This is a genomic window from Fusibacter sp. JL298sf-3 (genome assembly GCF_053842995.1).
This window is the reverse complement of the sequence record NZ_CM132608.1, coordinates 1,496,825-1,515,150: the sequence shown is the minus strand read 5'-3', so window position 1 is coordinate 1,515,150 and position 18,326 is coordinate 1,496,825. Positions and strand designations below refer to the sequence as shown.

Below are 18,326 nucleotides of genomic sequence, written 5' to 3'. Positions count from 1 at the left end.
TATGCGAGGAGGGCACTATGGATTTACTGGAATACCAAGCAAAAGAACTGTTAAAGGGCTATGGCCTGCAATTTGAAAAAGGGGTTGTCGTCACAAAACCGGAAGAGGTGTCGAGGGCACTTGAGCATTTTCACGGTGATTTGGTTGCTGTTAAGGCGCAAATTCGCGCAGGAGGTAGAGGAAAAGCAGGAGGCATTAAGCTTCTGCGCGATCCTTTGGAAATCGAAACGTTCGCAAAGGCACTTTTGGGAACGCGTTTGGCAACCCACCAGACAGCTGATGCCGGCGCGTACGTGGGCGCTTTGTATTTGGAAAAAGCTTGCACAATCGAACGAGAATTTTATTTGAGCTTTATGTTGGATAGGGCTTCTAAAAGTATCGCTCTGGTCTTTTCAGGGCGTGGCGGCGTAGAAGTCGAAAGCGTGTCTGAAAACGATCGACATCGCTGTGAAATCGACACCCATTTGGGGATTCAGAGTTACCACGTCCAAGCGGTGCTCAACGCCTTTCAGCTGTCAGACGCGTATCGATTTAAAGTGACTAAACTGCTCACCGCTTTGCTCGATGCCTTTTTAAGCCACGATGCAACTCTGCTGGAAATCAATCCTTTGGTATTGACCAAAGAGGGTAACCTACGCGTTCTCGATGTAAAACTTTCTATAGATGACAACGCGCGATATAGGCAAAATACCTACGTCACTCCAGACGTCCATCACGATTCCAGTGAACGTGAAGCAGAGGCGCTGGGCGTATCGTATGTGAAACTCGGAGGCAATATCGGCTGTCTCGTCAACGGCGCCGGGCTGGCGATGGCGACGATGGATACGCTGGAACTCGCCGGCGGTCGCACGGCCAATTTTTTAGATGTCGGCGGCAGCGCCACCAGTGAAATGGTCAAGGCTTCAATTGCGTTAATCCTCAAAGACCCTTCTGTGGAAGGCTTGTTTGTCAATATATTTGGTGGGATTATGCAGTGCGATACCATTGCATCGGCATTGGTTGAAGCGCAGGAAGAAATGGCAATCGGGATTCCCATAGTCGTTCGACTGGAAGGGCGCAACAAGGCTGAGGGGATGGAACTGCTGAGCCGTTCTTCTAAAGCCGTTTATCCGGCGGCGACACTAGACGCCGGTGTCGATTGCATTGTGGACTTGGTCAAGCGAGGAGGGCATCATGAGCGTATTTGTCAATAGGATGGATAAAATTATCGTACAGGGAATTACCGGACGCGCGGCACAGCTGCACACAAAGGCCATGCTCGACTACGGGACGAACATCGCAGGGGGCGTGACCCCTGGAAAAGGCGGTCGAGAAGTGCACGGTGTGCCTGTTTTCAACTTGGTTTCAGAAGCGGTTAAAAAGACCGGTGCCAATACGTCTATTATCTTTGTCCCCCCTGCCTTTGTAAAAGAGGCGATTTTAGAAGCTGTTGACGGTGGCATTCGCCAAATTGTTTGCATTACAGAGCACGTGCCGGTTCACGATGTGCTCGTCGCGGAAAAATACGCGCGCAGCAAAGGCGTGCGGTTAATCGGCCCCAACTGTCCGGGGATTATTGTGCCGGAAGAACAATTGATAGGCATTATGCCCGGTGCGATCCACAGACGCGGGAACATCGGCATCGTTTCGCGTTCAGGGACTTTAACCTATGAAGCGGTTGCTGTTCTCACTGAAAATGGCTTTGGGCAGTCGACTGTTGTGGGCATTGGCGGCGATCCGATTAAAGGGGTGGACTTTGTTGAGGTTTTAGAGGCCTTTGAAAAAGATCTGCACACAGACGCCGTTATACTGATTGGTGAAATTGGCGGCGAGAGCGAAGAACGTGCTGCAGCTTGGATACAACGACATATGCAAAAGCCCGTCGTCGGTTTTATTAGCGGAAAATCTGCGCCGAAGGGCAAGACGATGGGACACGCAGGGGCAATTGTTTCCGGTGGTACTGGAACGGCGGAATCAAAGACGATTGCACTTGAAAATGCCGGTGTTAAAATGGCACATCGACTCAATGAAATTGTCCCGATTCTTAAAAAAATCGGTGTAAAAAACAGCTAAAAAAACACCTTGACATTTTTTTCTCAATATGGTAGATTGATTAAAACTTAATAGTTCTTCAGGGCAGGGTGAAATTCCCGACCGGTGGTTAAAGTCCACGAGCTGCTCAAGCAGCTGACTTGGTGCAATTCCAAGACCGACAGTAAAGTCTGGATGGGAGAAGAGAAAACAGCGTCTTTTTAAGTGCATTAACCCCTGATTTTCAAGTGAAATCAGGGGTTTTTTAAACAGTGAGATTTGAGCCGATAGGCAAAAGTTGTTTTAGCGGTTTAAACTGTTGTTGTGCGGTAGCGTTTGAGTTTATAGTCGTTATCGCTAGACCACTTAAAGCAGATGCAGGTGCCGAAAACTTTGGCAAAAAAATCACGAAGCTCCCAATAGGGGGCTTTTTTATTTGGACAACAAGGGGCGAGCTCAAAGCCTTTTTGCGGGTGTTCAACGCGAGAAGGCCGTTTGATGCGCTGAAAACGCATCAAATGTTGTTGACAACTGCAGTTGCATCATACTATTTCCACAAGATTAAGCGCTCTGAAGACTTCTAGAGTTTTTTTAGGAGGTGGCAAATGAAAGAAAAATGGATGTCAAAAGCATTGGCGCTGGCTGAAAAAGGCGCCGGTAGCGTGTGGCCCAATCCACTTGTGGGAGCTGTCATTGTGAAAGACGGCGTGTGTATTGGCGAGGGGTATCACGCCGAGTTCGGCGGGGCGCACGCGGAAATATGCGCACTGGCGTCGGCGACAGAATCGGTACAAGGGGCCGTGATGTACGTAACCCTAGAGCCCTGTGCACATACGGGGAAGACGCCGCCGTGCACCGATGCCTTGATACAGGCGGGCATACGAAAAGTATATGTGGCGATGCGCGATCCCAATCCGGTGGTGTCGGGCAAAGGGGTTGAAGCGCTTCGAAACAGTGGCATCGAGGTGGAAATCGGTTTGCTTGGGAAAATCGCAGGCGCTTTAAATACCGGGTATTTGCATTGGCTTAAGTACAAGCGCCCGAAGGTCAGAGCCAAATACGCCATGACACTCGATGGCAATTTGGCGACGTGCAACGGGGACGCCTTTTGGATTTCCAATGAAGTGAGCAGACGTCATGCACATGGTCTTAGGGCGGAATCATCGGCAGTGGTTGTTGGCGTCGGCACCGTGCTTATGGACAACCCTGCATTAACTGTTCGATATGGGGCTATAGAGAAACAACCTCATCGAGTGGTGGTAGACCCATCGGCAAAAACGCCTGAAGACGCGCTGATGCTTGAGGTGAAAGGTGGCCCGGTTCACATCTTTACGAGTGTTGATGCACCAGTGGAAAACCGTCGGGCTTTGGAACGCAAAGGGGCACAAGTGCACGTCCTCGAGCCACTGACTGTTCATACGCTCTTAAAGGCGCTCGTGAAATTGCGACTGGAAAAAGTGCTCGTAGAAGGCGGCGGTAAAACGCACGGGGCCTTTTTTAGAGAGGGCTATGTCGACGATCTTTCGGTGTACATTGCGCCGAAACTTTTGTTAGGTGCGGGCGTTTCACCTATCGCCGGTGAAACTGTAGCGCAAGTGGCGCACGCGCTGCCGCTTGCATCATGCGAAGTGTTACAGCTTGCCGGAGATGTTATCGTACAGGGGCATATTGAGGAGGTGACATGTTTACAGGACTGATTGGTGATGTTGGGTGTGTTAAAAATGTTCTCAAACGTCGAGGTGCTTGCACGCTGACCATTTCTTCGACAATGGATGTGGCCATCGGCGATAGCGTCTGCACCAGTGGCGCCTGTTTAACTGTGACGGAACAAGTTAAAGGCGGTTTTAAAGCCGATGTGATGCCGGAGACGTTAAGAAAGAGCAAGCTGAGTCGTTTAAAGGCCGGAGACAGAGTTAATTTAGAGCAGGCACTGGCAGTGGGGACACGATTAGACGGACATCTCGTTTCAGGACATGTCGACGAGGTGTTAACCGTTGCAAGCATCCGTCGAGAGGGCAATGCGGTTCGACTTGTGTTCAGGGGAACAGCTAGAACCTATCAGAACACGGTACCCATGGGGTCTATTGCTATAGACGGGGTGAGCTTAACTGTTGCAGATAGGTCGCCACGACAAGTTGTAGTGTCTATTATTCCCCATACGTATGCGGCGACGACGTTGAGTCGACTAAAGTGTGGACACAGCGTCAATGTTGAGTACGACGGACAAGTGAAATCCAGTGTGGCGTTAACTGAGGCGATGCTTAGTGCAGCTGGTATCTTATAGGAGGTCGAAGATGTTTATAGAAGTTGTAGAAGCGATGGACTTGTTGAAAAAAGGTGAGATGATCGTCGTAGTTGACGATGAGAACCGAGAAAATGAAGGCGATTTACTGATGCTGGCAGAAGCGGCGACGCCGGAGCATATCAATTTTATGGCGCGTTGGGGAAAGGGGCTCATCTGTATGCCGATGACCTCTGAACGCCTTGAAGCCCTGGACATTGAAGACATGGTGACCGTTAATACAGATAGCAAACAGACGGCGTTTACGGTTTCGGTAGATGCTAGAACGACACACACGGGGATTAGCGCTTATGAACGGGCGGAGACTGTTCAAAAGTTAATGGACGACGAAGCAACCGGTGCCGACTTTACGAAGCCGGGGCATATCTTTCCACTTAGGGCGCGTAGCGGCGGCGTATTAGAACGTGCCGGCCATACGGAAGCCGCTGTTGATTTGGCGCGCCTTTGCGGTGCGGCACCGGCAGGGGTTATTTGCGAAATCATGCGCGACGACGGCCATATGGCGCGGCTGGATGACCTCAAAATTTTTTGTGAGAAGCACGGGCTAAAATGCCTTAAAATTGAGAGTTTAATCGCCTATTGTCAAAATGCGGTGGAAGTCGCGGTGAGTACACCGCTTCCAAGTCGATATGGAGCGCTGACGGTGAAGGGCTTTCAAAATCATTTAGGCGATTTAGAGGACTTTGCCGTGGTCAAGATGAGCGAGAGTGAAAAGCCACCACTGGTGCGCATCCATTCTGCCTGTATGACGGGCGATGTCTTGGGGTCTCTCAAATGCGACTGCGGCGATCAACTGAGAATGGCTTTGTCGGCAATTGCAGACAGCCCATCGGGGATACTGCTCTACATGCAGCAAGAAGGTCGCGGCATCGGTCTAGTGAACAAGTTTCGCGCCTACGCGCTTCAAGAGCAGGGCATGGATACCGTGGAAGCGAATCTCGCTCTGGGTTTTGCAGATGACCTCCGCCGTTATGACACGGCGGCGCAGATGCTCAAAGCGCTTGACGTAACACGTGTGCGTTTGATGACCAACAATCCCGATAAGGTAAGGCAATTGGAGGCATGTGGTATTGAAGTGGTTGAACGCGTGCCGGTTGTTACACAAGAGAACGCGCACAGTGCGTATTATATGAAGACTAAAAAAGACAAGATGGCCCATTGGCTATAAAAGGAGGTTAAGGATATGGTATATGAAGGACAACTACAGGCAGCGGATTTGAAAATTGCGATTGTCATCAGCCGTTTTAATGTTTTTATTACAAGTAAGCTTTTAGAGGGGGCGGAAGATTGTTTGTTTCGACATGGGTTGAAGCAGACGCACTTAGATATCTTTTGGGTGCCGGGGGCATTTGAAATTCCCTTGATGGCCAACCGCCTTGCCACCCGAGGGGATTACGATGCCGTTATCTGTCTCGGTGCGGTTATCAGGGGGGCAACCACGCATTATGATTACGTGTGCAACGAGGTGACGAAGGGCATTGCCCGTGTATCGCTTGAGCATCATCTCCCCGTTATTATGGGCGTTTTAACCACAGAAGATATTGAACAGGCCATTGAGCGCGCCGGTACAAAGGCGGGCAACAAGGGATTTGAGTCGGCTATGAACGCTATTGAAATGGCCAACCTTTTTAAAGCGTATGCGTAACGTCGTTTCATTTTTGTAAGAATCCCTCTGTCCCTGTTGCGCGGTCTTTGTGGTATAATGTAGGATGTTTCAAGACAATGCAAAGGAAATTGGAAGGTTGAAATACGATGGAAAAATACAATTTTAACAGAGGCTATGAACCGACAGCGCCCTCATTTTGGATGGGGCGTGTGGACAGTGAGGACAATTACGACGCTTTTAGGTGGCATCAGTGGATAACCTGTGTCGACTTACGGACGTTATCCACAGCGACTTTTGAACACGAACTGGGAATTTGCTTTATCGGCTTTTGCAGCGATATCGGCGTCGAGAGAAACCTCGGTCGTCCGGGAACGGCAAAGGGCCCGAACAGTATTAGAAATGAACTTAAAAACAGGCCGTGTGCTTTTTCACCGGGGCTCAAACTGTACGATGCGGGCAATATCTACGGCCAAAGCGGCGATCTCGAGAAGGCTCAAAAAGATTTGGAAAATGCGGTTGATGTGCTGTTGGAGAAGGGGTTGGTTCCCATTGTCCTAGGCGGTGGACACGCCGTTGCCCTGGGGCATTACCACGGCGTCAGAAAGTATCTCGAACGCGTCAAACCCGGTCAAACACTTGGAATTGTCAACTTCGATGCACATTTTGATATTCGACCGTATACCAACGGTGGAACGTCGGGGACGATGTTTAGACAAATTGCCGACTACTGTGCGGCTGAAAATGTGCCGTACAATTACCTTTGTCTCGGGATACAAAAGAGCGGCAACACGGTGGACCTTTTTAAGACGGCACATCGATTGGGTGTCGAGTACTTGCTGGCAAGCGATATTGAAGCGCATTCGGCCTCTGAAACTATTGTTAAAATACAAGACTTTATCAATCGAAACGATCAGCTCTATATGACCATTTGCGCCGATGTTTTTTCATCAGCTTATGCGCCGGGGGTCAGTGCGGCACAACCGCTCGGGCTCTATCCTGAAAAGGCTTTGAAAGTCATTAAGCATATTGTAAAATCAAAGAAGATGGCCAGTTTCGATATCGCTGAAGTTTCGCCACGCTTTGACCACGACAACACCACGGCGAGCTTGGCGGCAATTTTGATCTTTTCAGTTGTCGTTACATTGGCTGAGGAACATGCATTGGACATCAAGTACAAGTAGGAGGGCATAAAATGATTGAATGGAGCAGTCACTACGAACTAGGTATTGAGAGCATTGACAACCAGCACAAGGAGCTCGTTCGCATTACGGGGCGGTTGTCAGACCTTCTGGGAAGCGCAACACAAGGCGAGGACATCTACGATGACATGGTGACGATTGTCGGCGATATTAAGGCGTACACAGTGGAGCATTTCAGTTATGAGGAAATGCTTTTCGATAAATTTGGCTATGAAGATAAAGAGCGCCACAAACAGGAGCACAAAAAGTTGATTGATGAGATTGAAACCCTTGACCTTCGAGCGCTCGACGACGATCAAGTGGCTCACGGGAAGAAGATTTTGAACTATTTGATTACTTGGGTTTTCAAGCATATCAGCGGTTCTGATTTTCTATACAAGGATTTATTTAAATCACACGGTTTGTAAAAATGAGCTTTTGGGGACGGTTCTTTTGTGCCGGAAAACCCTATAATTTACCATATGAAAACCCGCTGTTCCTTCGAAAAGCGGGCTTTTTTCAATTGTATATAGCGAAGCTACTGGGAAGGTATGCGCTTTTAGCCTTTGGCGTATGCGACGAGTGTATAGTTTTACTTAAAGTCGACAATCTCGTTTTTTCAAGGTGTGTGAGTAACAGTAGATAAATCAAAATGTTAAAAATTAGTGGAATCCGGCACAAAAGAACCGTCCCCCTTTTCAAAGTGGTATAATAAGCTCATTACAACAGGAGGCGAACGGGATGCGAAAACAGATTGACGCCGACGGACAAATCAAAAAGTTTTGTCTGTACGGCTTTTTAAAGAACTTAAAGTTTTTTGAACCATACTTGATGCTTTTTCTAATGGACAAAGGGCTGGGCTTAACTGAAATCGGATTGCTTTACGGCTTGAGAGAAGCGGTGACTTATTTGTTTGAAGTGCCCAGCGGCATGCTTGCAGACCATTATGGCAAAAAGAAAGAATTGCTATTGTGCTTTGTCTTTTACATCGTAGCCTTTGGTTTCTTTTTTGCTGCAGGTGGCATTTGGGGGCTAGGTATGGGTATGTTCTTTTTCGGACTGGGAGAGGCTTTCAGGTCGGGAACACATAAAGCGATGATTCTAAGTTATTTGGAGCATCGCGGATGGTTTGAGCATAAAGGCTATGTCTACGGCAGAACACGCTCCTATTCCCTGCTGGGCTCTTCGTTGTCTGCTTTTGTTTCGGTGGCGCTAGTTTTAACAGTTCCGGCTTTGAATTGGGTGTTTCTCGCCAGTATTGTGCCCTATTTGTTGGATTTTGCTTTGATTTTGTCGTACCCGGGGTATTTGGATGCGCCGCGGCAAACGGATAAGCATTTTAAGACGTTCTTAGCTGAGAGCGTCGGGGCTTTTAAGCGGATTCGTCGCCAGGGGGCGCTGGGATCCATTTTAATGAGTTCGGCTATTTACGATGCGGTGTTTCGAACGATTAAGGACTATATTCAGCCGATTTTGGAGATGGTTATGCTCTCGGCGGGGATCGGTCTGCTGTTCAATGCGTCAGATGGGGAGCTGCTGAAGGTATCTTTAGGGGTGCTGTATGGGACTTTTTACATTTTCAGCGCTGTGGTGTCTCGAAATGTTTATCGCGTAACGGGGCGTTATGAGAGCAAAGTGGTTTTCGATAAGCTGTTTGTGCTTCTGGGGGCGGTTTGCGCGGTGATTGGCTTTTCAATTTTCGAGGGGTGGACAGCGGTTATTGTGACGGCGTACTTTGTCCTGTATTTGATGAAAGATGCCAGACGCGCCGTTTTTGTGGATCACGTTGGAGACTATATGACTAAGTCCGAGCGGGTAACGGTATTGTCTGTGGAAAGTCAGTTGCGCGCTTTGTTTGCCATTGTGTTTGCACCTGTTTTCGGTTGGTTGGCTGAAACGTTTTCGGTGGCTGTTTTGTTTGGTGTTATCGCTGCGGGGATACTTTTGGCAAGCCGATCGTTGCGTTTCAAAAATAGAACGACAACAAAAAAGTAATCGCGACTATTTGACAATCGTGATTACATATGATATCTTATTATGGTGTGATTTATAAAAATTGAAGGTTCTGTGAAGTAGATTGCAGTAGTAATTTGGATTATAAGTATCCATATGTCGCGTTGACAGATGGCTATGAGTTTTCCCTCGTGTAAATGAAACTACAATCGAAAAACGATTTAAGAACTGGGGTCTGCACAGGTCCGAAAGGAAATGTGCTATACTATCGACTGGTGGTATAATGTGAGTCATTATGGCGAAACTTAGGCACTCTAACTCTTTATTGAAGAGTTGGGGTGCCTTTTTTATTATAGTGACCTAACTTGTCTGGTGTCGGGTCAGAAGACACCACAGTTTACTATAGAATGATTTGAAAGGAGAGGGGTATTTATGCCGAAGAATTTAAAGAAAACAATGGAGGAAAAACTCTATAGCAGAAATATTAAGGGCTTTGGAATGGACATGAATCCAGTTGTGTCTATTGGGGCAGGGCTTATTGTTTTGCTGTTCTCAGCTTTTGCTCTGTTTAATTTGGAACAGGCCAATGCTATTTTTGTAAGTGTTAAGACCGCTATTGTAAGCAATTTTGACTGGCTCTTTATTTTGTCCAGTAACTTTTTTATCGGCGTGTCGTTGTTTGTTGCGTTTTCCAAACTCGGGAAAGTGCGTATCGGTGGGGTCAATGCCAAGCCGGAATTTAGCAACTTCGCGTGGTACTCGATGTTAATTTCTGCGGGAATGGGCATTGGACTCATGTTCTGGGCGGTTGGAGAACCGCTGTACCACAACGCGATTGCACCGCCGATTTTCAATAATCCGGATTCGGCTGTTCAGGCGCTTTCGACGACATTTTTTCACTGGGGATTTCACCCATGGGGCATCTACGCACTTATTTCGTTAGCGCTGGCTTTCTTTGCGTACAATAAGAAGTTGCCGCTTTCATTGCGTTCTGTATTTTACCCGCTTCTCAAGGATAAAATCTTTGGCTTTTGGGGCGATCTCATCGATATTTTAGCTGTTGTCGCGTGTCTCTTCGGTTTGGCGACGTCGCTTGGCCTCGGGGTTCAGCAGATTAACAGTGGACTCAACTATCTATTCGGTGTTGAAATCAGCGTTATTGTTCAAGTTATTCTAATTGCCGCTATCACAGGCATTGCTACAATCAGCGTTGTTTCAGGTATTGACAAAGGGGTTAAGTTCCTCTCGGAGATGAACATCAAAATGGCGTTTGTGTTTATGGTGGTCGTTTTGGTCTTAGGGCCAACAGCCTTTATTTTAAAGACGTTCAGCAACAGTTTAGGGCTTTATCTAAACGATTTTGTGCAGTCTTCATTCTTTATTTCAACCGGTGAGAGCGCTTGGCAGTCCGACTGGTCAGTGTTTTATCTCGCGTGGTGGATTTCGTGGTCGCCATTTGTCGGCATGTTTATCGCACGTGTTTCTAAAGGCCGTACCATTCGTGAGTTCGTGTTAGCGGTGCTTATTATACCGTCGCTACTATCGTTTATTTGGCTTTCAGTCTTTGGCGGTACAGCTATTTACTTGAACCAAGCCTTTGACGGCAGTCTCTTCGCTACGGTTCAAAACAATCTGCCGGTTGCGCTGTTTGAAATGATTCAGTATTTGGATGCGCCGCTCTTCGAAGGCATTGTGAGAACGGGCTTATCGATACTGGGAACACTGTTGGTTATCTCGTTCTTTGTAACTTCCAGTGACTCGGGGTCACTTGTGGTGGACAACATCACTTCAGGCGGAAAGCTCGACTCTCCTGTACCGCAACGTGTTTTCTGGGCATGTATGGAAGGCTTTATTGCAGCCGTTCTGCTCTTAATCGGTGGGTCTGAAGCGCTATCGGCACTTCAAACGGCTGTTATCAGTACGGGCTTGCCATTCGCTATCATTTTGATTCTCATGAGCTTCTTGCTGATAGAAAGTGTTCGAAAGTCTTATCACAAGCAAAAAGAAATTAAGCAACGGGACCATTTTGAAGAGATGATTGACGCTTACGATATTGTGACTGAGGACAGCGAGGTCGCGTAATGAAGGCGCTCGGTCCGAAGAAAGCCCTGCAGAGGCGTAGGAAAATGCGGCATTTTATCGATGCTGCCGATCGAATTCTATCGGAAAAGGGTTTGGAGGCGTTGACGATTAGAGGCGTGAGTGAAATCGCCGGTTACAACAGTGCAACGCTCTATGGTTACTTTTCCAATCTCGATCATTTGATTTACTACACTTACATGAAAGAAGTACCGGCTTTACATGCGATTTTAAGTCAGACTGAGGTGTCTGACCAGTCGCCGGAAAAAGCGCTCGAATCGGTATGGCGTGCGTTCTGTACGTTTGCTTACGAGCACCCAAATGCCGTTTACACTTTGATGTTTTCCAAATATGCAGCAGATTTTCAGGAAGTTTTGGAGGACTATCGCCACATCTACACCGATGTGATACCGGAGAACGACGACGCGTGGCCGTTTAGCGATGCGTTGTTCGACCCCGTTTTGACACAGCTTGTGGCGTTTGAGCGGTATTTAAACCTCAATGCATCTGATGTAGAAGCGCTCAACGGCTTTATTCAAACGTATTTTCAAGGTCAACTGGTTCGGTTGATGACTGTGGAGAGCACGTTGAATTTAGCGACTTACTTGAGCCGGATGACGTTGTTTATGGATCAACTGATTTGGTCGTATACTGTCAAGAGAAAATAGAAAGTGACGGCGATTACAAGTCGTCTCATTCAACTAAATTGAAATAGAGCCGCTATCATAAGGCTTAGAGAACGACGCGTAAAGAAGCAATTGCCTCTTATACGCGTCGTTTGTTTAACAACAAGCCTTGAGCCCAAAGTGTTCTCGTGAATGTTCAACGCGAGAACGCGTCAGCGAAAGGCGTTTTGAACCGCCGAGAGCGGTCAAATGTTGTTTAACAACAAGCCTTGAGCCCAAAGTGTTCTCGTCAGCGAAAGGCGTTTTGAACCGCCGAGAGCGCGTCGAGAAATTGTATCGCCGCAAGGATGCGGCGTAGGTGAGCCGTTTTCTGTTGTGAACGACATAGGGTACCCGTGTCATAAAATGCGCTGTAACACTTGTAATAACAAGCTTTCGTCCTTATAGTTAAGTTGTCTTGAAAGATGCAACTCAAAAAAAATAAACTTTTTACTTTTTCAGTGCCCTAAATTTCAGTGGGGGTCCGTATGTTATGGTGAAGGCACAAAAAACAAGTGAGCAAACGGTTTCGACCGGAAGCAACACATACGATTAAAAAGGAGGCAACAATGAAAAGGATGAAGGGAATTGTAATAGGCGCTGTTATAGCAGCAGGGATGTTAATTGGTGTACCGACGTATATGTCGAGTCAAGCGGTTCATACGACGGTGACAGTAGACATCAACCCAAGTGTGGCGTTATCGCTCAACAAAAATGACAAAGTGGTTCAGGTAGAGGCGATAAATGAAGACGCTAAAAGTCTGGCGTTGCAAACGTTAAAAGGCCTTTCAATTGAAGAAGCTGCTGAGCGTTTAATCGATCAAGCAGAAGACAAAGGCTTTATTTCGGACGATGACGACGCGGTTATTTTGATTACAGCGGTAGACGCAAAGCCTAAGAGCGGTCCTGAAGCTCAGGCGGTTTTAGAGAAAATCAGCAAAGATGTTCAACAGGGCACCGTGCTAGAGAAGGTCGAAATTGCCTTGCAAGTGGCGGATCAAGAGACGTTAGAAAGGGCGCTTAAAGAAGCGCTGCCACTGGGACTGGTTACACTGGACGACACTGTAGAATCAGGCACCAAAGTTATGGACTTCGTCAGAGATGAAACCAACAGAGTACTTTTGGAAAACAATGTGCTCCTGCTCACAGAAGATGAACTCGATTTAGACGACGCAGATGACGACTTAGACGACGCAGATGACGACTTAGACGACGCAGATGACGACTTAGACGACGCAGATGACGACTTAGACGACGCAGATGACGACTTAGACGACGCAGATGACGACTTAGACGATGTAGATGACGATTTAGACGACGCAGATGACGACTTAGACGATGCAGATGACGACTCAGACGATGCGGATGACGACTCAGACGATGACAATGCGTAGCCAATAGGCGCAACTTAAAAAGGGGGGATCGGTATGCGCGAGCAGCTGATGGTCAACGCTTTAAAACAAGCGATTAAACGACAGACGATTGATTTGGTTTACCAGCCAAAATACAACCTTGCAACAGGGACTGTTATGGGGTACGAGGCTTTGGCAAGATGGCAAGACCATCAGTTCGGCGCTGTCTCCCCTCAAGTTTTTATTCACTTAGCGGAAAAGTATGCGCTCATCGACGCACTAAGTGATGTTGTCATAACAAAGACCTTTCAGTTTCTGAAGGTGTTGAAGGCACAGGGACAGGCGGTTCCCATTGCCATTAACATTTCGGCACTCACGTTAAACACATCGCATTTTGCAGAGCGTTTCAAGCGGTTTCTATCGCAATACAGTCTGTCTGGAGACGATGTGATAATCGAAATAACTGAAACAGCTGCCATTTCGGACTGGCGTACCACCTGCAGACAACTGGAACAGCTTAAGGTACTGGGCATACAAATTGAATTGGACGACTTCGGGACGGGGTATGCTTCTTTAAAAGCTCTGGAGGCGTTGCCTATAGATGGTGTGAAAATCGACCGGTGCTTTGTCGCATCGGCTTACGGAGATACGAAGAAGAGAACCGTTCTCGAAGCCATTGTTTCACTGGCCCGAGGGCTGGGCATTGCGGTTATCGCAGAGGGAATCGAGACTCGAGAAGATTTTGAAATGCTGAAAGCATTGGAGGTGGTCTATGGTCAAGGGTATTTTATGAGCCGTCCGCTTGCGCCCAATCGAATTGCCCACACGTTGCAAGTCAGCTGACGATAAAGATTGAATTTCATTCTCTAATTCGTTATGATGGGATTAATGACGAAGGTGTGAAAGGAAATGACAATGACGATAAAAGAACGCGTATACTTAAGCAAAAAAGACGAAAACCATCCAGAGCGCAACCGGTTAATCGAAGAGCACATGCCGTACCTTATTAAGGTGATTGCCAACCACACTGGGCGTTACATAGCGGTGGAAAATGCGCCGGAACTCAGCATTGCCCTCGAGGCTTTTAACGAGGCCATCGACCGGTTTGATTCCTCAAAGGGCTCTTTTCTGCCTTACTCGGCGCTGGTTGTAAAGAGTCGGCTGAACGACTGGCTGAAAAAAACGGCGCGGATTTCACAGCATGAAGAGATGCCCGAAACCTTTGATGCCGTCAGCGATGCACGTGGGGTGGAGGATAGCTATATTGTAAAAGAAGAAATTGGCACCTATTTGAAGCGGTTGGACAGCTTTGGCATCACCTTGGACGAGCTGGTTGAAACGGCGCCGAAGCATGCGAAGACGCGACAGGAAAACGCCGATTTGAGCCGTGGGATAGCAGCCGACGACCCCCTGTCGGAAAAGTTGTATCGAACCAAGAAGTTGCCCATGGGTGAGATTGTTCTTAAGTTCAGAGCCACTAAGAAAAAACTGGTGCGGTTTAGAGCGTATCTCATAGCGCTTGTAATTGTTTTTAGAGAACGTTTTGAGCACATACAGACATTTATAGAAGGAGGTGAACGCGGTGCGTAAAGGATTGGTCTTTTCTGTTCGACAAGACGCAGTAGTCGTTCTCGACGAAGCGGGGACCTATGTCAAACTAAAGAAGAAGCCTGGTCTGACAGTGGGACAGACCATTTACTATTTTGAAGAAGACCGTCTGCAATCTCAAAAGCGTTTTAACAAACGTTGGTTGGCGGTTGCGGCGATGTTTTTAATTTTGCTGGGCTCTTGGCAAATTTTTGAACGCACCGCGGTGTACGGCTACGTTACTGTGGACATCAACCCAAGTGTTGAGTTTGTATTGGGACCGTCGACACGTGTGAAGAAGGTCTTGGCGCTTAACGAAGACGCGTCGACGTTTGCACTGGAAGTGTATAGAGAGATGCCTGTACAGGAAGCGGTGTTGGCCTTTATTGACGAAGCGGAAGCCAAGGGCTTTATTATCGGCAACGACAATGCGGTGACGGTTTCTTATATTCCCGTTTCGCGAAAAGCGCTGAACTTTACAGGGTTTGATGACGTCCTTAGAGGTGCAATTGAATCGGCTGACTTACAGGCGCGTATGACAGTGACGGTACTTGAAACCGATGCCGCGCATTTAGAAGCTGCGACAACTGCCGGAGAACCGCTAGGGCACTATGTCGAGCATGTACCGGAAAGCGCTAAGGTGAAAAAGGTGTATCCTCGAGACGAGGGTGAGGACGAGATGTCTGAAGAAGTCGATGACACAGACGTGCGTTTTGATGGAGAAGACGAGGCGTCTGATGACAATGACGATGAAGCCGATGATGACGACGTGTTTGAGACCGACGATGACGCAGAGAGTGAATCGGCAGATGATTCGGTAGACGATGAGGTGTCAGCGCCTTCTTTGCCGGATAAACCTGAGGTTCAAGAGCAAGAAACCGATGATGATACGGATTCGGAAGTTAAAGGCCCTACGACAGATGACGACGCTTTCGAAGAAGAGGAAGTCGATGATGACGCAACTGAAGAAGTAGAAGAGGCGCCTTCAGAAGCGGAAGAAGAAGTGGACTCTGAAGGCATTTCGGAGGCTGTTTCAGAGGAGGCGGAAGAGGAAGAAGAAGGGGATGAAGTAGACGACACAGAAGAAATAGACGATTAGTAGCAAGAGCTTTTCAGGCATGTACAGCACTCCAAGGACAGATTTGGGTCCGCATTTGAGGAGCACGTTGTGTTTGAAAAGCTTTTTTATGCCTTCTGGTAAAGAGCGGTTATCTGTAGGCGAGACAGCAATAATACACGGACAACTTTTAGAGAAAAACAAGTGTGAAATAAATGTATTATTCAATTGCATAAATGGTTGATTGATGTGAATTTTTTGTTTTAGTTACACAATAATGGGGCATCAAGGTAGGGTAAGGAGGGGATCAAAGTGAGAAAAGTATTGATTGTAGACGACGCGCTTTACATGCGCCTTAATTTAAAGAAAATATTGTTTCGATTTGGCATCAAAGATGTCGATGAAGCGACCAATGGCGAAGAAGCGTACACAATGTGTATGGAGACGCCGTACGATCTCGTTTTTATGGATATCACAATGCCGGTGTTAGACGGCATCGAAGCTTTGCACAAGATTAAGGATGAGAAGAGCGATTTAAAAATTATTATGCTTTCCGCCATGGGGGATGAAGAGTGGATTAAGAGAGCTATATGTGAAGGCGCGACAGAATTTTTACTCAAGCCGTTTAAAGAGCAACAGATTAAAGAAATAATTGATAACTATTTACAGAGTTGAAAGGTGGGGTTAAATGCTGAATTCAGTGTATAAAGTGGTTTCGTGGTTGAAACAATTTGAAGAAGTTCCCTACTCTTTGAGTTATCATCAGACTGTTTTATTCAGCACCCTAACTTATGAGAGGTACGCGACACAAACGCTTCCAAGACGACAGACTCAGCTGCTTGGCGATTTAAGTCTGACGTATTATGCTGAGGCACCTATAAAAGCGTTTAACGATCCCTATGCCGTTGTTTGGGTGTACGATTGTGAAGGCGGTGTTTTTTCTATTTCTGTCCCTGCAATCTACAACGGGCGTACCGCTGGTGTTCCAAGCAACGAGAATGCCACTATTGGCGAAATGATTACGAGTCGAAAGCCCCTGAGTTATCCGTCTTTTTTATTTGAGACGTGGTTTGTTTTTAATTCTTCTCCTGTGCTTATGATGCTTTCGGAGTTTAAAAGTGAAAATGCGCGTTATCGGTTTGGTATAGCCGAGGTTCTTTCTAAGAATCACGTCATGAAGAGCCGCGATTTGGCACCGAATTTTATCGATTTGGCCACGGGACTTCCAAATGTCTTTTACTACATCGCTTCTTTTCAGTACAACGGTGGCTGTACCGTTAAGAACAAGTGTAAGTCGATTGTGGCGCTGCTCTATATTCAGCAGTGGGAGCGAACCCTAAACGCCTTCGGTAAGAAGTACGTTCAAATGCTGTTTAAGACTTTGGAACTCTATATCCAGTCCATCGCCGATGAGGAAGCGATTCTGTTTCTCTACAACCAAGCCACACTGGGGGTGTACTGTAGCATAGAGGATTACACGCGTATCAAGCAGTTTGCTGAAAACCTCATCGACTATTTTAAAACGCCTTGGTTTTACGACGATTTCGTCTTCTTCTCCAATGTGAAGATCGGCGTCGCCGTTTTCCCTGCACATGCTGAAAGTCCACTGGATTTGGTGAGTTATGCAAACTTGGCGCTAAAAGATCTGTCTAAATCGAGCACCAGTGATTTTAGTCTCTTTACATTGCATATGAAAAACGAGATTTCCGACAACATTGTGTTGTTCGGTGAAATACGCAGTGCCATGGACAACGGGGAGTTCGTTATGTACTATCAACCTCAAGTCGATATGCAGACGGACAAGATTACCGGTGTCGAGGCGTTGGTGCGCTGGCAGCACCCTGAAAGGGGCTTGGTATCGCCGGCGGTTTTCTTACCGGCCATTAGTAAAATCGGGTTAGATTACCTCCTCGACCAGTACGTCGTCAACGCCGTCAGTCAAGATCAAGCGCGGCTTCAGGCATTGGGATTTGGAGATATCCCTATTTCATTCAATGTGTCGGGATCGAGTATCAACACGGACAATCTCTTTGACGATATCAACGACACGCTGCACATGAACGGTGCAGACCCGGAAAAAATGATTATTGAAATTACAGAGACTGCAGAAGTGTTTATGAGTCACAATCTGAACAAAAAATTGATTCAGTTGAGAGATATCGGCCTCAGCGTTTCTATCGACGACTTCGGAACGGGTTTTTCGTCTCTTAATTATTTGTCGTCTCTTCCTGTTGACGCTGTTAAAATAGACAAGGTGTTTTCAGATGGCTATCCGTCAGACGAAGGACGCTTGTTTCTTATCGATAAAATTGTGGAAATGGCCAACTGCTTTGACCTCGATTTAACGTTAGAGGGGGTCGAGACGGAAGCTCAAGTCCGGTACTTTAAAAAGCATCTCGGCGAGTTGGCGTTAAGTAAGGTGAAAATTCAAGGGTATTTCTATTACAAACCCATGGCTTTTGACGCCTTTATCGCTTGTGTGAAGCGCGATAGGGGACTTGATTTCGACGGGGCTTTTCTGTAAGATAAGGACACAG

At 47.2% G+C, this 18,326-nt stretch carries 18 protein-coding genes and 1 riboswitch; all 18 genes read left to right on the top strand.

Annotated elements, in window-relative coordinates:
• Nucleotides 1-17: 17 nt before the first annotated feature.
• The 18 genes from sucC to ACR6HW_RS07255 all read left to right on the top strand — a co-directional run bounded on the left by sucC (nucleotide 18) and on the right by ACR6HW_RS07255 (nucleotide 18,313).
• On the top strand, nucleotides 18-1,193 hold the full coding sequence (gene sucC / locus ACR6HW_RS07340; protein WP_455730500.1) for an ADP-forming succinate--CoA ligase subunit beta: 1,176 nt from the start codon (nucleotides 18-20) through the stop codon (nucleotides 1,191-1,193).
• Nucleotides 1,174-2,052, top strand: a complete 879-nt coding sequence (gene sucD, locus ACR6HW_RS07335) for a succinate--CoA ligase subunit alpha (RefSeq protein WP_455730499.1) — start codon at nucleotides 1,174-1,176, stop codon at nucleotides 2,050-2,052. The genes sucC and sucD overlap by 20 nt, the downstream gene beginning before the upstream one ends.
• A 50-nt stretch (nucleotides 2,053-2,102) precedes the next feature.
• A riboswitch (FMN riboswitch) is annotated at nucleotides 2,103-2,221 on the top strand.
• Nucleotides 2,222-2,282: 61 nt separating this feature from the next.
• Entirely contained in the window at nucleotides 2,283-2,594 is a 312-nt protein-coding gene (locus ACR6HW_RS07330; RefSeq protein WP_455730498.1) for a hypothetical protein, read from the top strand.
• A gap of 21 nt (nucleotides 2,595-2,615) precedes the next feature.
• The gene (gene ribD / locus ACR6HW_RS07325) at nucleotides 2,616-3,707 is read left to right on the top strand and encodes a bifunctional diaminohydroxyphosphoribosylaminopyrimidine deaminase/5-amino-6-(5-phosphoribosylamino)uracil reductase RibD (RefSeq protein ID WP_455730497.1); all 1,092 of its coding nucleotides are present in this window, start codon (nucleotides 2,616-2,618) and stop codon (nucleotides 3,705-3,707) included.
• Nucleotides 3,692-4,294: a riboflavin synthase gene (locus tag ACR6HW_RS07320; protein ID WP_455730496.1), complete on the top strand. Its 603-nt coding sequence runs from the start codon at nucleotides 3,692-3,694 to the stop codon at nucleotides 4,292-4,294. Before ribD ends, ACR6HW_RS07320 begins: the two co-directional genes overlap by 16 nt.
• A 10-nt stretch (nucleotides 4,295-4,304) precedes the next feature.
• Nucleotides 4,305-5,480 carry a 3,4-dihydroxy-2-butanone-4-phosphate synthase gene (gene ribB / locus ACR6HW_RS07315; RefSeq protein ID WP_455730495.1) on the top strand — a complete coding sequence of 392 codons (1,176 nt, stop codon included), beginning with the start codon at nucleotides 4,305-4,307 and terminating at the stop codon, nucleotides 5,478-5,480.
• 15 nt (nucleotides 5,481-5,495) lie between these two features.
• Nucleotides 5,496-5,957, top strand: coding sequence for a 6,7-dimethyl-8-ribityllumazine synthase (gene ribH / locus ACR6HW_RS07310; protein WP_455730494.1), 462 nt, complete (start codon nucleotides 5,496-5,498; stop codon nucleotides 5,955-5,957).
• Nucleotides 5,958-6,064: 107 nt separating this feature from the next.
• Nucleotides 6,065-7,099, top strand: coding sequence for a formimidoylglutamase (gene hutG / locus ACR6HW_RS07305; protein ID WP_455730493.1), 1,035 nt, complete (start codon nucleotides 6,065-6,067; stop codon nucleotides 7,097-7,099).
• Between the two features lie 11 nt (nucleotides 7,100-7,110).
• The gene (locus ACR6HW_RS07300; protein ID WP_455730492.1) at nucleotides 7,111-7,524 is read left to right on the top strand and encodes a bacteriohemerythrin; all 414 of its coding nucleotides are present in this window, start codon (nucleotides 7,111-7,113) and stop codon (nucleotides 7,522-7,524) included.
• A 313-nt stretch (nucleotides 7,525-7,837) separates the two neighbouring features.
• A complete protein-coding gene (locus tag ACR6HW_RS07295) occupies nucleotides 7,838-9,091 on the top strand; it encodes an MFS transporter (protein ID WP_455730491.1) in 1,254 nt (417 codons plus the stop codon).
• A 390-nt stretch (nucleotides 9,092-9,481) separates the two neighbouring features.
• Entirely contained in the window at nucleotides 9,482-11,131 is a 1,650-nt protein-coding gene (locus ACR6HW_RS07290) for a BCCT family transporter (protein ID WP_455730490.1), read from the top strand.
• Nucleotides 11,131-11,796, top strand: coding sequence for a TetR/AcrR family transcriptional regulator (locus ACR6HW_RS07285; protein ID WP_455730489.1), 666 nt, complete (start codon nucleotides 11,131-11,133; stop codon nucleotides 11,794-11,796). Before ACR6HW_RS07290 ends, ACR6HW_RS07285 begins: the two co-directional genes overlap by 1 nt.
• 566 nt (nucleotides 11,797-12,362) lie before the next feature.
• Entirely contained in the window at nucleotides 12,363-13,187 is an 825-nt protein-coding gene (locus ACR6HW_RS07280; protein WP_455730488.1) for an anti-sigma-I factor RsgI family protein, read from the top strand.
• Between the two features lie 33 nt (nucleotides 13,188-13,220).
• Entirely contained in the window at nucleotides 13,221-13,988 is a 768-nt protein-coding gene (locus ACR6HW_RS07275) for an EAL domain-containing protein (protein WP_455730487.1), read from the top strand.
• A gap of 66 nt (nucleotides 13,989-14,054) precedes the next feature.
• A complete protein-coding gene (locus ACR6HW_RS07270; protein WP_455730486.1) occupies nucleotides 14,055-14,735 on the top strand; it encodes a hypothetical protein in 681 nt (226 codons plus the stop codon).
• Nucleotides 14,728-15,831 carry an anti-sigma factor domain-containing protein gene (locus tag ACR6HW_RS07265; protein ID WP_455730485.1) on the top strand — a complete coding sequence of 368 codons (1,104 nt, stop codon included), beginning with the start codon at nucleotides 14,728-14,730 and terminating at the stop codon, nucleotides 15,829-15,831. Before ACR6HW_RS07270 ends, ACR6HW_RS07265 begins: the two co-directional genes overlap by 8 nt.
• Nucleotides 15,832-16,101: 270 nt before the next feature.
• Entirely contained in the window at nucleotides 16,102-16,464 is a 363-nt protein-coding gene (locus tag ACR6HW_RS07260; protein ID WP_455730484.1) for a response regulator transcription factor, read from the top strand.
• 13 nt (nucleotides 16,465-16,477) lie between these two features.
• Nucleotides 16,478-18,313, top strand: coding sequence for a putative bifunctional diguanylate cyclase/phosphodiesterase (locus tag ACR6HW_RS07255; protein ID WP_455730483.1), 1,836 nt, complete (start codon nucleotides 16,478-16,480; stop codon nucleotides 18,311-18,313).
• Nucleotides 18,314-18,326: the final 13 nt, after the last annotated feature.

Bases quoted from the DNA above. Each gene is read 5' to 3' on its own strand.
- sucC (WP_455730500.1), top strand. From the start codon at position 18: ATGGATTTACTGGAATACCAAGCAAAAGAACTGTTAAAGGGCTATGGC.
- sucD (WP_455730499.1), top strand. From the start codon at position 1,174: ATGAGCGTATTTGTCAATAGGATGGATAAAATTATCGTACAGGGAATT.
- ribD (WP_455730497.1), top strand. From the start codon at position 2,616: ATGAAAGAAAAATGGATGTCAAAAGCATTGGCGCTGGCTGAAAAAGGC.
- ACR6HW_RS07320 (WP_455730496.1), top strand. From the start codon at position 3,692: ATGTTTACAGGACTGATTGGTGATGTTGGGTGTGTTAAAAATGTTCTC.
- ribB (WP_455730495.1), top strand. From the start codon at position 4,305: ATGTTTATAGAAGTTGTAGAAGCGATGGACTTGTTGAAAAAAGGTGAG.
- ribH (WP_455730494.1), top strand. From the start codon at position 5,496: ATGGTATATGAAGGACAACTACAGGCAGCGGATTTGAAAATTGCGATT.
- hutG (WP_455730493.1), top strand. From the start codon at position 6,065: ATGGAAAAATACAATTTTAACAGAGGCTATGAACCGACAGCGCCCTCA.
- ACR6HW_RS07300 (WP_455730492.1), top strand. From the start codon at position 7,111: ATGATTGAATGGAGCAGTCACTACGAACTAGGTATTGAGAGCATTGAC.
- ACR6HW_RS07295 (WP_455730491.1), top strand. From the start codon at position 7,838: ATGCGAAAACAGATTGACGCCGACGGACAAATCAAAAAGTTTTGTCTG.
- ACR6HW_RS07290 (WP_455730490.1), top strand. From the start codon at position 9,482: ATGCCGAAGAATTTAAAGAAAACAATGGAGGAAAAACTCTATAGCAGA.
- ACR6HW_RS07285 (WP_455730489.1), top strand. From the start codon at position 11,131: ATGAAGGCGCTCGGTCCGAAGAAAGCCCTGCAGAGGCGTAGGAAAATG.
- ACR6HW_RS07280 (WP_455730488.1), top strand. From the start codon at position 12,363: ATGAAAAGGATGAAGGGAATTGTAATAGGCGCTGTTATAGCAGCAGGG.
- ACR6HW_RS07275 (WP_455730487.1), top strand. From the start codon at position 13,221: ATGCGCGAGCAGCTGATGGTCAACGCTTTAAAACAAGCGATTAAACGA.
- ACR6HW_RS07270 (WP_455730486.1), top strand. From the start codon at position 14,055: ATGACAATGACGATAAAAGAACGCGTATACTTAAGCAAAAAAGACGAA.
- ACR6HW_RS07255 (WP_455730483.1), top strand. From the start codon at position 16,478: ATGCTGAATTCAGTGTATAAAGTGGTTTCGTGGTTGAAACAATTTGAA.